Annotated in this window: 11 protein-coding genes; 10 read left to right on the top strand and 1 reads right to left on the bottom strand. The window is 56.8% G+C overall.

What is annotated here, in order from left to right:
- Positions 1-19 precede the first annotated feature (19 nt).
- Entirely contained in the window at positions 20-1156 is a 1137-nt protein-coding gene (locus L5849_RS08420) for a WD40 repeat domain-containing protein (protein ID WP_236925220.1), read from the bottom strand.
- A gap of 316 nt (positions 1157-1472) precedes the next feature.
- Here L5849_RS08420 and L5849_RS08415 point away from each other — a divergent pair, with 316 nt between their 5' ends.
- The 10 genes from L5849_RS08415 to L5849_RS08370 all read left to right on the top strand — a co-directional run bounded on the left by L5849_RS08415 (position 1473) and on the right by L5849_RS08370 (position 15723).
- Positions 1473-2792, top strand: coding sequence for a glycerate kinase (locus L5849_RS08415; RefSeq protein ID WP_306664133.1), 1320 nt, complete (start codon positions 1473-1475; stop codon positions 2790-2792).
- A gap of 20 nt (positions 2793-2812) precedes the next feature.
- Positions 2813-4330: a DASS family sodium-coupled anion symporter gene (locus L5849_RS08410; RefSeq protein ID WP_236925219.1), complete on the top strand. Its 1518-nt coding sequence runs from the start codon at positions 2813-2815 to the stop codon at positions 4328-4330.
- 153 nt (positions 4331-4483) lie between these two features.
- The gene (locus tag L5849_RS08405; protein WP_236925218.1) at positions 4484-7597 is read left to right on the top strand and encodes a TonB-dependent receptor; all 3114 of its coding nucleotides are present in this window, start codon (positions 4484-4486) and stop codon (positions 7595-7597) included.
- 102 nt (positions 7598-7699) lie between these two features.
- Positions 7700-9145 carry a glycoside hydrolase family 28 protein gene (locus tag L5849_RS08400; RefSeq protein ID WP_236925217.1) on the top strand — a complete coding sequence of 482 codons (1446 nt, stop codon included), beginning with the start codon at positions 7700-7702 and terminating at the stop codon, positions 9143-9145.
- Positions 9146-9317: 172 nt separating this feature from the next.
- Positions 9318-10061 carry a FadR/GntR family transcriptional regulator gene (locus L5849_RS08395; protein ID WP_236925216.1) on the top strand — a complete coding sequence of 248 codons (744 nt, stop codon included), beginning with the start codon at positions 9318-9320 and terminating at the stop codon, positions 10059-10061.
- Positions 10062-10066: 5 nt separating this feature from the next.
- A complete protein-coding gene (uxaC, locus tag L5849_RS08390; protein WP_236925215.1) occupies positions 10067-11476 on the top strand; it encodes a glucuronate isomerase in 1410 nt (469 codons plus the stop codon).
- Positions 11473-12480 carry a TRAP transporter substrate-binding protein gene (locus tag L5849_RS08385; RefSeq protein ID WP_236925214.1) on the top strand — a complete coding sequence of 336 codons (1008 nt, stop codon included), beginning with the start codon at positions 11473-11475 and terminating at the stop codon, positions 12478-12480. Before uxaC ends, L5849_RS08385 begins: the two co-directional genes overlap by 4 nt.
- The gene (locus tag L5849_RS08380) at positions 12480-12965 is read left to right on the top strand and encodes a TRAP transporter small permease (RefSeq protein WP_236925213.1); all 486 of its coding nucleotides are present in this window, start codon (positions 12480-12482) and stop codon (positions 12963-12965) included. The genes L5849_RS08385 and L5849_RS08380 overlap by 1 nt, the downstream gene beginning before the upstream one ends.
- Positions 12956-14236: a TRAP transporter large permease gene (locus tag L5849_RS08375; RefSeq protein ID WP_236925212.1), complete on the top strand. Its 1281-nt coding sequence runs from the start codon at positions 12956-12958 to the stop codon at positions 14234-14236. Before L5849_RS08380 ends, L5849_RS08375 begins: the two co-directional genes overlap by 10 nt.
- On the top strand, positions 14233-15723 hold the full coding sequence (locus L5849_RS08370) for a mannitol dehydrogenase family protein (protein ID WP_236925211.1): 1491 nt from the start codon (positions 14233-14235) through the stop codon (positions 15721-15723). The genes L5849_RS08375 and L5849_RS08370 overlap by 4 nt, the downstream gene beginning before the upstream one ends.
- Positions 15724-15733: the final 10 nt, after the last annotated feature.

The following is a 15733-nucleotide window of genomic DNA, read 5'->3' as shown; positions in this document are numbered from 1 at the left end:
TCCATAAAGCCTGAGCCCCTCAATCTACATAGCGGCCCTCTGCTCTTGCAGCCGCATCTTGATCACGCCGAACACTGCGGTGTTGACGATCGTTGATCGTCGGATCGTCGGACATGAAAGTCCAAAGTTGGACCGTCCCGTCTTGATGAGCTGTTGTCAGAAGTGCGCCTGTTGCGTTGAAATCCATATATTCAAGCGCATCGGTCACAGTAACGCGCAATGCAAAGGGCACCTGCTCGGAGTTTCTGTAGTCGACATTTAGGAGATCGGCCGTTCTAAAGAAATCAATCGTCATACCGTTGCCCGCGACAAGCAGATAATTTCCGTCCGAAGTCCAAGCTACTGTTTCTGTTTTCTCGACAGACTTTTGCAAAGTACGAAGCAACTCGCCGCTTGAGGTATCGAACAGATAAACGAAACCGAAGGCGCCACCTACAGCCAGATACCGACCGTCAGGGCTAAACTTCGTGTTGATGTAGATGTTGTCTCGGCCGTAGGGTCCCGCTTCTGTGGGAAGTGTCCACTCATGGGCTACAACCCAATTCTGGGGATCGTCACTGTCAGTGCGATAGATGCGCGCTGTGTAATCACCCACTGCAGCCATTATGCGGTCGTCGGAACTGAAATCGACCTCGTTCACTGTGCCGGGGAATGAAAGAGTAGTCAAAAGCATGTCCGCCCGGCCATCGAAAACACGCACAACTCCTTCATCTTGAACACGTTCTTGGCCCGAGACAACGAAACGACCGTCATGGCTAACCGTCAGGCCGTCTATTCCATTCTGGTGTTGATGCCGAGCGATGAGATCCCCAGTTTCCGCATCGAACACTCTTAAGAATCCGTCCTCACTTACTGAGATGACGCGTGTGCCATCATGTGACCATGCAACGCGCTCTATCTCCTGAGGCACAGTGCGTGACCACAATTCAAAGCCATCAGAAACGCGGAAGACGCGAACTGTGTTGTCGAACTTCGTCCCCGTAGCGATGCGTGTCGATGCAGGATCAAATTCAGCACTCTCGACCGAACCATATTCCCCATTTACGTCAGCTAGCCTCGACCAGACATGGTTGAGAGCAAGCGGCCCGTCGCTTGCTACTGCAGATTGTGCGCACAGCGCTAACAGTGCTGCGACCCCGGCTGTCGCAAATTTCAAATCAAATTCCCTTCATAGAATTTATCAAACCTATCTTACCAATATTTGCCACCTGCAAAGCTTGCGGTCAAGCTGCCTTGAGTCAGTGCAAGGGGTCGATCTTGGATGAACCGTTGGCGAGGTGCATTCACATCATAAATTCATTAGATAAAACATGAAGTTCTTGTGACCTTAAAGCTGCTAACCGATGCTCAAAGCTCCTCTGGACCTTACTGTCCAATAGCGCTATCTGGTAAAGCCAATTGAGGCGTGGTGATGTCTTCATGAAATTGGCTGGAAAGCCTCAGGACCAGCATCAGTCGTAAAGGAGAGGCGTTTGATAGTCCCGCAAGTTTCAATTTTGCATTCTTCATGGTCGTCAGCGTCGAAACAGCGCGACATTTTGGAAGGTGCATTTTCTGACGCGATACATGCTGTCGACCCGGCAAATTGTCTTCGGAACTACCTTCAGCCACGGTCTGTAACAGGCAGGACAGTTGTGCTCGCTATAGGTAAGGCTGCCGTTTCCATGTCCGTAGCTGCTTACCAAATACTGGGAAATGAGGTCGAGGGGCTCGCACTCACCCGCTACGGTCACATCGGCACTGCCAGTCTTCCTCCATCATTAGAGGTAGTCGAAGCCGGACACCCGCTACCTGACCTGAACGGCGAGCGGGCCGCTGCACGCATTTTCGATCTGGCAAAGGGCCTTACTGAGAATGATCGCTGCATTGCGCTCATCTCGGGCGGTGGTTCTGCACTTTGTGCACTTCCAGGGCATGGCGTGACCTTAGCGGATAAGAGGGCTCTCGCAAAACTGTTGCTCGCTAGCGGAGCGTCTGTGCGTGAAATCAATTGCGTCAGGAAACACCTTTCGGCGTGCAAGGGGGGAAGACTGGCGCTCGCCGCCGCACCGTCTAGGGTCGAAACATACTGCATTTCTGACGTGGTTGGAGACGATCCTGCCCAAATCGCCTCTGGCCCGACGGTTCCGGACACGACATCTCAATCCGATGCAATCGCGATCCTGCGCAAAAACAAAATCGCGGCAACCGATACCGTCTACGCCGCGCTGAACGATCCTCGAAACGCCTTGCCTGCAAAGGACCATCCAGCTTTCGTCGCGGGAAAGGTGTCAGTTATCGCGGGTTCGTGCAACGCTCTTGATGCTGCCGCGCGCTTCGTGGCCAACCAAGGCTATAAGCCAATAGTTCTGGGAGGCGATATCGAGGGCGAAGCGCGCGAAGTTGGCCTGGTGCATGCCGGCCGCGCGCTGGAACTTAGTAAAAGCTCACAACGCTATGCCTTAATCTCCGGTGGAGAGTGCACTGTGACGTTGCAGGATCGCAATGGACACGGCGGGCCAAATCTCGAGTATCTCCTTGCGCTTGCCCTTGCTCTTGGTGGAGCGCCGGGTGTTTCCGCACTCGCAGCAGATACCGACGGTATCGATGGAAATAGTGAGGCGGCCGGGGCTTTCATCGACTTCAGTACGCTGGCTCGTGCCCGAGACATCGGGTTGGATTTGGGGCAAGTGCTCGAGCGGAACGCGTCATACTCTGCTTTTGCTAAGCTGGGTGACCTTCTGATCACCGGCCCCACCCTAACCAACGTTAACGACCTGAGGATCATCTTGATCGATGGCAAGATTACCTAAAATCGAGAGGAATGCCGGCAATGGCTATTGAAGAAACCGCGCGATCGCCGCGCCAGCTCGTTGGCTTGTGGGCAGGCCCGTTGGTCTTTGCTGCAATACTTTTCATTCCTCTGCCGATCGAGCTGCTTACACAGTTTACTGATGAGCAGATGCCGCCCGATCAGTCCGCCGCAGCCGCGCGTTCGGCGTGGGTCGTGCTCGCCCTCTTGGCTTTCATGGCTATCTGGTGGGTGACAGAAGCGGTGCCGATCCCAGTGGCCTCCTTGCTGCCGATGGTCGTCTTGCCGCTTTGGAACGTCGCAGGGCTTGGTGATGTTGCGGGAGAATACCTCCACCCTGTTGTCGTCTTGCTCCTTGCAGGCTTCATTCTCGCGCGTTCAATCGAGCGCTGGAACCTGCACGAGCGAATTGCGCTCAATGTGGTAGTGCGTTTCGGCAAGAGCCGGGCAGGCCTCATCGGCGGGTTCATGATGGCTTCTGCGGTCCTTTCCATGTGGATTTCCAACACCGCAACCGCCATCATGATGGTTCCCATTGCACTATCTGTTGCCGCCGCACTGTCTTCTCCCGAAGATGAGCGCGAGCAGTTCACTCTTGCGCTGCTCCTCGGCATTGCATTTGCTTGCTCTATTGGCGGGCTGGGCACCTACATTGGAACACCGACTAATCTCCTCATCAAGGATGCAATAGAGAGAAGCACTGGACAACAAATTACCTTCGTCGACTGGATGCTCTTCGGGCTCCCGGCGGTGATCGTTCTGGTGCCGCTGGCATGGGTGGTCCTCACGCGGATGGCGTTCAAGATCGACAGCGACAAATCTGAAAGCGGTAAGGCCACAGTGAAGAAGCGCCTCGAAATACTCGGTACATTGACCGTGCCCGAGCGGCGCGTACTGACTGTGTTTGCGCTGGTCGCCAGTCTCTGGGTTCTTGGCAGACCAATTTCTGAACTAGTCATTTTGGGCACTCAACCCTTTGCCGGATTAAGCGACCAGGTGACCGCGCTTCTCGGAGTTTTCCTGTGCTTTATTATTCCCGCCGGTTCGGCAAGCCAGCAAAATACTACTTTGCTCGACTGGCGCACAGCAGAATCGATTCCTTGGGGAGTAGTGCTGCTCTTTGGAGGAGGCATGGCTCTTGCGGCCTTCATTCGCTCTAGTGGGCTGGGCGATTGGATAGGCGGAGAACTCGAAATATTTGCTACACTTCCCGTGATTCTTTTGATCGCAATCGTCACCACCGTGATCATTTTCGTCACCGAAATCACATCGAACGTCGCCACGGCTGCAGCTTCCATGCCGGTTCTTGTGGCGCTGGCCGAGCGAACCGGCCTTGATGTCGTAATGCTGGCGGCACCGGTCGCGCTTGCGGCCAGCTGCGCCTTCATGCTGCCGATGGCGACTGGCCCAAATGCGGTGATCCACGCAACCGATCGCGTTCCGCTGCCGACGATGGCACGCGCAGGATTGCGACTCAATCTTGCCGCGATACCTGTCATCACCATCCTCGCCTATTTCTTGGCGCCGGTCACATTTTAGGTTTGGACAGGCGCACCACGCCCGTGTTGCAGAAACGTTACAAAAAGCGCCATGGAACAAAAAACGGTAAGTCAGGACTTTTCAAACCCGCCTTACCAATATAACAAGTGGTCAGATAGGTTCCGAAAAACGGGACGTGAATGGGAGAGTGTTATGTTTCGCAGCTTGCGTGCGCCTTTGTTTGCATCGGTATCGGGAGCGGCGATTGCCGTGCTCGCATCGCCATCTACTGTGATGGCGCAGGACAATCAGGAAGCGGCAACCTCTGAGGATCCGAACGTTATCGTGGTTGAGGGGCGTCGCGCCGCAATCGAGAGTGCCATCGACGCGGAGCGCGATGCGGATCAGTTGGTGTCGGTGGTTACTTCAGACGACGTTGGTCAGTTTGGTGATCCAACGGTTGCTGAATCCTTGCAGCGCATCCCTGGCGTATCGATTAACCGGTCCGGCGGCGAAGGTCAGCAAGTTTCCATTCGTGGTTTGCCGACCGAATTTGCAACCGTGACGCTTGATGGAGCGCGGCTTGGTTCGACCGACCCAGACGTAAACTCGACGAGCCTCGACTTTTTCTCTGCCGACAATCTGTCGCGCATTGAAGTGGTGAAGACCTTGCTCCCTGAAATGGAAGCAGACGCCATCGCAGGCACCGTCAATCTTAGGACAATTTCTGCCCTTGATCGTGGGCGCAACTCGTTTGGTGGGCGAGCTGAGGTAGCATATGGTGAAAAGGCCGAGGCGTGGAACCCAGAGTTTGCTGCCGAATTTACCAGAATAATCGATGCCGGAGACAACCGAATCGGGATCGCGGCGGCGGCCAATTGGTCACGCCGAGAGACGATTACCGATTCTCAAGAGGTTGGCGACGGTCTGAACTTCTTCCTCCTTAACGATGACGATGGCGATCTGGAATATATTCAGGGAGGCGATGCCGACAATTGCCAAGATGGTGATGTCGTGCTGGAATGCTATCTGATCCCGGTGGAGGCCGATCTGCGATCAGAAGAACTCGACCGCGAGCGTTTCTCGATCAGCGGACAGCTCGAATTCGAGATGGTCAACCATCTGTTTCAGGTTCGGGGCAGCTATGCCCGTGTCGACGAATCCTCATATACAAACCGCGCCACTTTCGATTTCTCACGCTCGGATGGCGATGTAGCAGAGGGCCTTGGTACAGACGATCCCGATGTCGATGAAATCGTGAGCTTTGGCCTTGAGGACGACGGTGAAGTCTTCGGTGTCTTTGAAGATGGGCGTGCAGAACGCCGCCTGCGCCCCGGCGATCAGACACAGGAAGTTTGGACTATCGGGCTTGAAGGTACGAGCACATTTGGCGATGTCTGGACGGCCAATTACGGTGCCAATTTCTCGCGCAACAACGAGGATGAGGATCGTATTGAGGGGCGTTTTAGATCTGATAACATCACGATGGCTTTCGCCAATCTGGGTCCGAATGGTGTTGATATCGATCTCAGTCGAGAGCAGTTCGATTTCGACGACGACGATCTCGACCCTACCGTGGGTGCAGGCTTCCCAATTCGGACGTCAAATATTGGAGGCGAAAACTTTGGCACACCTAATGAGACGTTCACGCGCTCACGCGATTCGTTCAATTCGTATTACCTGAATCTTGAACGCGAGTTTACGATGTTTGGGCGTGAATCGGCGATAAAGATCGGTGGACGATACAGGGAACGCACGCGTGAATATGATTTCACACGTATAGAATATCTGGTTGATCCGGATGTAACTCTTGCCGATTTTCCCAATTCGCCATCCGCCGACAGATCTAATCTCAATATTCCCATCGACGTTGAGCGCGGTGATGTTGAGGCGACCCTCAGGCAGCTAATCGAAAATGGGCGTGTCGCTACGGTTGCCGATCGCGGCGTTTTTATCACTATCCAGGATCTTCAAGACGATTTCATCGCAAATGAAGATGTCCTGGCGGGTTATGTTCAGTGGACCTTTAATCCGTTTGATCGGTTTCAAGTGATCGCTGGTGTCCGGGTCGAGAACACCGATTATTCCACCTCTGGTTCAGCCGTACGCCAGCTCGAATACGATGACGGAATTACCGACGCACTGCAGGCAGCACTGGAAAACGGGGGTGTGGCAGACGCTGCGATTGATCAATTCCTGGCAGGCCGTGAGCCACGCTCGGTCATCGAAGACAGAAGCGGCGGTAACTCATACACAGACTTCTTTCCTAGCGTGAACATTCGTTGGGAGCCGACCGATACGACGCAGGTCCGGGCGTCGTTCACGACCGGCATCAAGCGCCCTGAGTATCGTGAAGCGGCAGCGATTCAGTTTCTCAGCACAAGTGAACAACTTGACGATGATCTGTTTTGCGGTTTCGTGATCCAGAACTTCGGCGGCACCGGATCGCTCGATGAGTGCCCGGCAGATCCCTCCTCCTTTGGCGGAGTTCTTACAAGCGTTGCGCAGGCGCAAGCTGCACTGTCGGGCGCACGTGCCGAGGAGCTTGCTGACACTGGCCAACTGGCATTCGAAACAGAGGCTGATCCGGCACGAAATCCATTCCTTGAGCCTCTGACGTCGATGAACTGGGATGTTTCTTTCGGCTGGTATCCCAATGACAATACGGCGTTGTCGGCGGCAGTCTTCCACAAGCGGATCGAGAACTTCATCGTTCCTATCTCGCTGGCAGGGCAGGATGTGACACGGCTCGGATTTGACGTCGACGACGGCACCGAGAGCGGGCTGGGTATTTCAAGGATCACAACTTTCGCAAACGGCGACAGCGCGACGATCACGGGCCTAGAACTGAGCTATTACCAGGCTTACACTTTCCTGCCGGGTATCCTTGGCGGTCTCTTCACACAGGCCAATGTCACCTTTGCGGAGAGTTCGGCTTCGAGCGATCTCGTGGACCGTGACTTCCGCTTCCCCGACCAGTCCGATGTGATTGGCAATTTGTCCGTGGGCTGGGAGAACGAAGTTTTCTCGATCCGCGGTGCTGTTGCCTATCAGGGCGACAGGCTTCGCGGTGTCAATCTCGGCGGGCTGGATGACGGAAATGATACAGCTGGTGATGTGCTGGAAGACTCGCGCACACAGGTCGATATCAACGTGCGCTATGAAGTTTTCGATGGCGTGCAGCTGTATTTCGATGCTCAAAACATTACGGATGCTGGCGATCGCCGCTTCTTCCGTGGCAGCGACCAGACGCTGAACGGGCCGATTTTTTCGGCCTTGGAAGATTACGGACCGACATATCAATTTGGCGTTCGCGCTCGGTTTTAACGCGTCCCTCCCAGAACCGCGCGACTGACACTGTCAGTCGCGCGGTTCACTCCATGCATGCAGAACGTTTTCAGCCCATTGCTGAAATCAGAATGAGCGACGATGAACGAAGAATACTTAACAATCAGTCGTCGTACGCTTCTTGCTTCGTCTTTGCTAGCTGGTGGCTCGGTGATAGCAGCAGGCTGCGTCGCCAATCCCGTTCTTTTGGATGATCCGTCATGGCTTGATAATCCGTGGTCCCGTGCAGACCGTATCGTCGGCGAAATCGGCCAAGTTGAAATTCCCGCTCGGCAATTTGCTATCACCGAATTCGGTGCACTCGATAATGATGGCAGCGACGCGCGGCCCGCTATCCAATCGGCAATTGCAGCCGCTCATGCCGCTGGCGGTGGTCGTGTAATCATTCCCTCCGGGCTTTGGCTTAGTGACGGTCCCATCCACTACCGCTCGAATGTCGAACTGCACCTGGCAGAAGGAGCGCATTTGCGCTTTCTTCCGAACGTCGAGCAATATCTTCCTCCAGTCCGGACACGATGGGAGGGCACCGAGCTCTACACATATTCACCAATGCTCTATGCCGAAAACTGCGAGAATATCGCGCTTACCGGTTCAGGCACTGTGGATGGTCAAGGTGAGCAATACTGGCTTCCCTGGCGCGATACGCAGCGACCGATCCAGCGGCTCTTGCGCGATATGGGACGTGACGGTGTCCCGGTCGAAGAGCGGCTGTTCGTTGGAGAGCGCCGATTGCGCCCGTATTTCGTGCAGTTCAACCGGTGCCGGAGAGTTCTGGTCGATGGGCCGCGCCTGATCGATTCCCCTTTCTGGATGGTGCATCCGCTGTTTTGCGAGGATGTCATCATCCGCAATATCCGTTGCAAGTCCGATCACGTGAACAGCGACGGTGTCGATCCGGACAGCTCGCGCCGCGTCCTGATCGAGAACTGCGATTTCGATGTCGGTGATGACGGGGTGTCGCTCAAATCCGGTCGCGACCAAGATGGTTGGCGCGTCGGGATCCCCACCGAAAATGTCGTCGTGCGCAATTGCACATATAGTGGAAGCGCGGGCGGCGGAATGGCCATCGGATCGGAAATGTCCGGCGGGGTGCGCAATATCTTCGTCGATGGATACGACCTGCCGCGTGCCGTGCACACGCTCTATTTCAAAGCCAATCTCGATCGCGGTGGTCTGATTAGTGATATCTACATCCGCAACATAAATGCCGGAGAGACGCAATCCTTGCTCGTCTTTACGAATGACTATCATTCTTACAGAGGTGGTAACTATCCACCTCAGTTTGAGCGTGTTCTGATCGAATCAGTACAAGTCGATAGGACTGTTGTCGGAATCTCCATCGATGGTCACGAAAACGCTCCGGTTCGTGATGTCGTCATTCGCAATCTTACAATGGGCGAAGCGGAGTTTCCGCTCAAGGTTAGCAATGCTGAACGCATCACTCTTGACCGCGTGCTAGTCGGTGGCCGCGCGCTGACGATGGCCGACGCTATACCGGTCGATAGTGGACAGCTCGGGGGCTACTAAACCGTGAGAGTATCTGCGCGCACCAAGTCGGTTTTCTTGGGCAAGATCGCCGACCCGTCCTACAAACCGCAAATTGGTAAAAATTGGTCATACAAGTTATTGACCCTCCTCGACCAATGCGGCAGTAGAGCAGCAAGAGGCCAGACCAAAAATAGATAATGGAGCTAGCGAGATGGCAGGAAAGCGTCTTTACGAACGGATCGTCGAAGCGTTATCCGGCGAGATACTCGGCGGACAATATGAGATTGGCCAGCGACTGCCATCTGAGCGGGACTTGTCGGATCGTTTTGAGGTCAGCCGACCGACCATACGAGAGGCGCTGATTGCGCTGGAAATTGACGGATTGGTCGAAGTTGTCACTGGCTCGGGCGTCTATGTTCGGTCGCTTAGGCGCCGCGCGGGAGGCGCGTCCCCTCGTGATGTAGGCCCATTTGAATTGCTTGAGGCGCGCGCGTTCATTGAGGGGGAAGCAGCTGCGCTTGCAGCGCAGCATATCACCGACGAAGAATTGAACACGCTTCAAGCTCTTGTTGCCGAGATGGAGGCGGAGAACTTGCGCGATGTCGTGATGTCGGAGGATGCCGACCGGCGTTTTCATATGACTATTGCCGCTGCCACCAAAAATTCAGCGATGGAGCAAGCGGTCGAAGCGCTGTGGGCGGCGCGAAACCAGTCGCTTCAGAACGTGCGCTTTCTCGAGAAGGTGCGGGCAGAAGGCGTGAAGCCCCGGATAAACGAACATATGGCAATTGTGAGCGCCCTCAAGCTGCGCGATGCTGGTGCTGCGCGCGCGGCCATGCGGACGCATCTTCGCGGCGTGGCCGATATGGTTTTCGAGGCGACCGAAGCCGAAGCGCTTGAGCGCGTGCGCACAGAAATCGCCGGTGAGCGGCGCAGATTCCAGCTTGGAGAGTAACAGACGTGGCACAGCTTAAGCTACATGCAGATCGCCTTTTTCCGTCTGATCCAGAAACGCGCAAGATCGCGCGCCGACTCTATGAGAAGGTCAGCGAATTGCCGATTATCAGCCCGCATGGCCATACGGATCCGTCCTGGTTTGCCGGCAATGAAGCCTTTCCCAATCCCGCAGACCTGCTGATTACGCCAGACCACTACGTGTTCCGGATGCTGTACAGCCAAGGCATTCGGATGGAGGATTTGGGCGTGCCGCAGATCGACGGTGGCGACCCTGTTGATCCGCGCACAGTCTGGCGTATTTTTGCCGACAATTACCACCTGTTCGATGGCACGCCTTCGCGCATATGGCACGACTGGGTTTATTCTCAGGTGTTCGGATTGACAGAAACGCTGTCTGCCGAGACGGCCGATCATTACTACGATGTCATTGATCACAAGCTGCGGCAGGATGATTTTCGACCGCGTGCCTTGTTCGACCGGTTTAACATTGAAGTGATCGCCACCACAGAAGACCCCCTCGATCCTCTGGTGCATCATGCCAAATTGCAGGACGATGGATGGGGTAAGAAGGTCATTACCGCCTTCCGTCCCGACAATGTTCTCGATCCCGATTATGAAGGGTTTGCCGAGAACATCGCGCGGCTTGGCGAGATCACCGGCTGCGATACCACTGACTATCAAGGATATATCGATGCGCTGATGGATCGCCGCGCCTTCTTCAAGCGTCACGGCGCGACGTCAAGCGATCACGGTCATCCCACTGCGACGACAGCTGACCTCACACGCGCCGGGGCAGAAGCTCTGTTTACGAAAGCCCGTAAAGGCGAGTGCTCGCCAGTCGAGGCCGAGACTTTTCGCGGACACATGCTGGTGGAGATGGCGCGCATGAGCCTGGAGGACGGGCTCGTGATGCAGATTCATCCCGGAAGTCATCGCAATCACAACCGACAGGTTTTCGAACGCTTCGGGCGCGACAAGGGTGCCGATATCCCGACGAAGACGGATTACGTAACTGCGCTGGGGCCGCTGCTTGACCGGTTTGGCAATGAGCCGGGCCTCACCATCATCCTGTTTACTCTGGACGAAACGGTCTATTCGCGCGAACTGGCTCCGCTGGCAGGGCATTATCCGGTGCTCAAGCTGGGGCCGCCATGGTGGTTCCATGACAGCCCTGAAGGCATGCGCCGCTTCCGCGAGCAGGCGACCGAGACTGCCGGCTTCTACAATACGGTCGGCTTTAACGATGACACTCGCGCGTTTCTGTCCATACCCGCCCGGCATGATGTTGCGCGGCGCATGGATTGCGGATTTCTGGCCCGTCTCGTCGCTGAACACCGGATGCGCGAAGAGGACGCAGAACGGGTCGCGTACGACCTGACCTACAATCTCGCCAAGGCAGCTTACCGCCTGTGATCGCGCTCGACCGCCGTTCCCTGTTGCGCGGACTTGGCGGCGCCATTGGCGGCGCCAGTGTGGCCCTGGCGGCGGGCTGTGCGCCGATGGAGGGTCAGTTGCTGCGCGCGGTCGATACCCATCCGGATGGCTACCCTACGGTCGAGGCAGTGAAATATATGGGGCAATTGCTTCGCGAAAGGAGCGGGGGTCGACTCGGTATTGAGCATTATGCTGGCGGAGTCCTCGGTCAGGAGCGTGACGCACTTGAGATTACGATCTTTGGCGGGATCGATCTCAACCGGGTCAGTCTTGCGCCGCTCAATCCGATTGTACCGGAGACTCTGGTGCCTGGCCTTCCGTTCCTGTTTAGTTCGACGCAGCATATGCGCGCAGCGATGGACGGCGAGCCTGGACGGGCGATCCTTGATGCGCTTGAGCCGCACGGCCTGATCGGCCTATGTTTCTACGACAGTGGCGGGCGCAGTTTTTACACCACGAAGCGACTGATCGAGCGCCCAGAAGATCTGCGCGGGCTGAAGATACGGGTGCAGAGTTCCGACCTCTTCGTGGAGATGGTGCGGGCTTTGGGCGGCAATCCGACGCCGATGGACTTTGGCGAGGTCTATCAGGGGCTGATGCAGGGCACAGTGGATGGCGCGGAGAACAACTGGCCGTCCTACGAAAGCACACGGCATTTCGAGGTTGCCCCGTTCTATAGCGAGACGCGCCATGTCATGGCGCCTGAAGTGCTGACCATGTCGGCGATTACGTGGAAAAGAATATCTGCCGCTGATCGAGCGCTCATTCGCCAGTGCGCGCAGGAAAGCATTCCTGTCATGCGCGAGCTCTGGGATGCGAAGGTCGAGCAGTCGCGGGCTGCAATCGTCGCCAGCGGTGTGCGCATTGCCGCTCCCGATCCCGCTCCCTTTCAGGCTCTGGTGCAACCCGTTTGGGACCGGTTCGTCACCACGCCGACCATGCGCAAGCTGGTTGACGATATCCGCGCAATGGACCCGGCATAATGACGGCGCTTTCCATTCTGCTTAGCCGCCTATCCTTGTGGTTCTCCGCATTTGGGCTGGTGTCGATGACCGTTATCATCGGCTGGCAGGTGATCGGCCGCTATTTGCTGGCCAGTGCCCCTGCCTGGGCCGAGCAGGCCGCGTTGTTTCTCATGTTGTGGTTCATACTGTTTGCCGCTGCTGCCGGGGTGCGCGAGGGTTTTCATATCCGGCTGTCGCTAATGCAGGACAGCCTGTCCGAGCCACGCCGCCGGTTTCTGGCTATTGTGTGTCATGCCGTTGTCGGCGCCTTTGGGCTGGCGATGACTTATGGCGGCGGCCAGTTGGTGATCGAGACCTGGCAACACATGATCCCTACGCTGGGCCTTCCCAGAGGCCTTGGCTATGTACCGCTTGCCATTGCTGGCTTGCTGATTGCGTTTTTTGCCTTGGAGCACATTCTGGCCGAACGTTCGGACAGGAAGGTAGAACCGCTGTGGAGCTGACTTTCCTTCTTGTCCTGCTGGCCATCCTGCTCGCGATCGGCGTCCCCGTTGCCTTTGCCCTCGGAGCTGCGTCGCTAGCCACTTTCGTGCTGCTCGATATCCCCGTGGTCGTGTCCTTTCAGCGTATGGCTGGGAGCATGAATGTCTTCACCTTGATGGCTATTCCCTTCTTCGTTTTTGCAGGCGATCTGATGGCGCGAACGGGCATCGCAGAGCGGCTAGTGCAGGTAGCTGAGGGCGCATTCGGGCGGGCACGCGGCGGGTTGGGACAGGTAGATGTCGGGGCCAGCATGATGTTCGGCGCGGTTTCTGGCTCTGCTGTCGCAAGCGTTTCTGCGATGGGCTCAACCCTCATGCCGATGATGAAGGAAAAAGGATACGACGCTGACTATGCCGTCAATGTGACGATTACCGCAGCGATCCTGGGGATTTTGATCCCGCCTTCGCATAATATGATCATCTACGCCGCAGCATCACCTGTCAGTGTCAGTGTGGGCGATCTCTTTCTCGCGGGCATCCTTCCCGGAGTGCTGGCCGGGGCAGCGTTGATGCTGGTCGCCTGGCGGGTGGCCATAAAGCGCGGCTATCCTTCGGGCACGTTCCCCGGGTGGAAGAAGTTCACGCGGGCGTTTGTCGCTGCGCTGCCCGGTTTGATGACTGCGCTCATCATCGTCTTCGGCATCTTGCTAGGCATTTTCACGCCCACAGAAAGCTCCGCCATCGCGGTCATCTACACAGTTCTGGTGGGCGTGTTCGTCTATCGCTCGCTGGGCTTTGCTGGCTTTGTCGAAGCGGCCAGCGGGGCTGTGCGAACTACCGCGATGGTGATGCTCATCATCGGCACGGCAGGGATGTTCGGCTGGCTTTTCGCCGTGCTGCACGGGCCGGAAATGCTTTCGGGCGGCCTTACTGCGATCTCGCAGGAGCCTGCCATTATAATGTTGATGATTTTGCTTGTCCTGCTGGTCCTTGGTGCTTTCATGGACATGGCGCCGCTGATCATCATCACCACGCCGATCTTCCTGCCAGTCGCCATGGCCACCGGCGTGGACCCGGTCCATTTCGGCATCATCATGATGCTCAATCTGGGCATTGGCCTGGTGACACCGCCTGTCGGCTCTGTCCTCTTCGTCGGCTGCGCAGTGGGCAAAGCGAGGCCCGAGGATGTCGTGCGGACGATCTGGCCCTTCTATCTCGCGCTCATCGGCGTGCTGCTGCTCGTCGCCTATTTCCCACCCCTCACTCTATGGCTCCCGGAGCAGTTCCAATGACTCGCCTCGCTTCCGCAACGCTTGACCGCCTTCCGGCGAACGCGCGTGTTCATGCTTACGACCGCGCGCAGCCCTGCGGCGTTGTCCACCTTGGCACCGGCGCGTTTCACAGGGCGCATCAGGCTGCCTATTTCGACAGGCTGCTGGCACACGGTCACAGTGGCTGGATGATCCGCGGGGCGAGCCTGCGTTCTCCCGGCGTTGCCGACCAAATGAATCCGCAGGACGGTCTTTTCACTGTTCTGGTCCGAGAGGGCGGGAATGAGCGGATGGAAGTGGTTGGTTCCATTGCCGAAGTGCTGGTTGCAAGACATGACCCGGCTGCACTGGTTCGCGCGCTTGCCGACCCCGATGTGGCGCTCGTCACGCTGACGGTGACAGAAAAGGGCTATTGCCTTGATCCTGCAACGGGCGATCTGAAACTCGACGATCCTGCTGTTGCGGCGGATATCGCTGATCTGAGCGCGCCTGCTACCGCTCCCGGTTTTCTGGTCGCGGGTCTGGCCGCGCGGTGGAAAGCGGGGGGCGAGCCCTTCACCGTGCTTTCCTGCGACAATCTTCCCGAGAACGGCCAGCGTACGAAAGCGGCGGTTCTGGCATTCGCGCGCGAGATCGATGCCGATCTGGCTGATTGGATTGCGCAGATGGTCGCCTTTCCATCTTCGATGGTCGACCGCATCGTTCCCGCGACCACGCAAGAAGATATCGACAATTTTGAAAGCGCCACAGGGCTTCGTGATGAGGCATTGGTAAAGACAGAGCCTTTCACCCAGTGGGTGGTGGAGGACAGCTTTTGCAATCGGCGTCCCCCGCTTGAGGATGTCGGGGTGCAATTGACTGACGATGTGGCAGCATGGGAGATGGCCAAGTTGCGGCTGCTCAATGGCGCCCATTCCGCCATTGCCTATCTGGGCGGATTGGCCGGGCATCGCTATGTGCATCAGGCCATTGCCGCTCCCGGTTTTGACCGGCTGATAAACAGACTCTGGGACGAGGCCCAGGCAACGCTGTCTCCCATTGAAGGGTTCGACCCGGCAGCATATCGGGCGCAGCTTGGCGAACGATTTGCCAACGGCGCTCTGGGGCATTTGACGCACCAGATCGCGATGGATGGCAGCCAGAAAATACCGCAACGCTGGCTCAATACGATCCGCGCTTATCGCACTTTTGGCCTGGGTATTCCGGCAGCGCTGACGATGGCGGTGGCTGGCTGGATGCATTGGCAGTCCGGCAGCGGTGACAATGGAATATCGCATAAGGTTGACGATCCGCTTGCAGAGGCGACCGCTAATGTCTTGAAAGAAGCTGGCGGCGACCGAGAAGCGGAGGTGCACAACCTGCTCGGCATGGCCGCGATTTTCGGCAAGGACCTGCCCCTTGACCCGCCCTTCGTGCAGCAGCTTGTGCAGGACTATATCCAGATCGCCGAAACATCCGCAGCGAGTACAGTTGCCGCATTTAGCGATCCCGCAAGCGCGGAGGACTGAGCGGTGCCAG

Source organism: Erythrobacter sp. SN021 (assembly GCF_021864455.1).
Note: the sequence above shows the minus strand (reverse complement) of the source record. Positions and strands in the feature narration are given on the sequence as shown.

Excerpts from the sequence above, each read along its gene's own strand:
- L5849_RS08370 (WP_236925211.1), top strand. The coding sequence starts at position 14,233 with ATGACTCGCCTCGCTTCCGCAACGCTTGACCGCCTTCCGGCGAACGCG.
- L5849_RS08380 (WP_236925213.1), top strand. The coding sequence starts at position 12,480 with ATGACGGCGCTTTCCATTCTGCTTAGCCGCCTATCCTTGTGGTTCTCC.
- L5849_RS08410 (WP_236925219.1), top strand. The coding sequence starts at position 2,813 with ATGGCTATTGAAGAAACCGCGCGATCGCCGCGCCAGCTCGTTGGCTTG.
- L5849_RS08400 (WP_236925217.1), top strand. The coding sequence starts at position 7,700 with ATGAACGAAGAATACTTAACAATCAGTCGTCGTACGCTTCTTGCTTCG.
- L5849_RS08405 (WP_236925218.1), top strand. The coding sequence starts at position 4,484 with ATGTTTCGCAGCTTGCGTGCGCCTTTGTTTGCATCGGTATCGGGAGCG.
- L5849_RS08395 (WP_236925216.1), top strand. The coding sequence starts at position 9,318 with ATGGCAGGAAAGCGTCTTTACGAACGGATCGTCGAAGCGTTATCCGGC.